The organism is Bacillus cereus group sp. N11, assembly GCF_016483605.1.
Lineage (GTDB): Bacteria > Bacillota > Bacilli > Bacillales > Bacillaceae_G > Bacillus_A > Bacillus_A toyonensis.
Genome location: NZ_JAEHBN010000112.1, coordinates 1 through 235 on the forward strand (window position 1 = coordinate 1; position 235 = coordinate 235).

Sequence of the window (235 nt, forward strand, 5' to 3'; positions counted from 1 at the left end):
TCCGTTATACCCACACCACGTACTAGCAACCAAGGAGAATGGCGACTGAATCTAAAAGGGAAAAGAAGTGGACTTGGTTTTACAGGATCACATTGTACGTATGAAGAAGTGATGCCTCATTTAGAGAAATTAAATGCTGAGGGAGCAGAAGTACCTCCCGTAGATTCTTACACAGTTAAATAAACAAATACGAGATTTGGTGAGTGAGCAGAGAGGATAAAAAAGATTGAAGAAA

1 pseudogene is annotated in these 235 nt (G+C 39.6%); it reads left to right on the forward strand.

The features are described 5' to 3' along the window. Positions 1-45 precede the first annotated feature (45 nt). A pseudogene (gene spoVFB / locus JDS98_RS29915) lies at positions 46-180 on the forward strand (dipicolinate synthase subunit B); the annotation flags it as partial. Between the last annotated feature and the right edge of the window lie 55 nt (positions 181-235).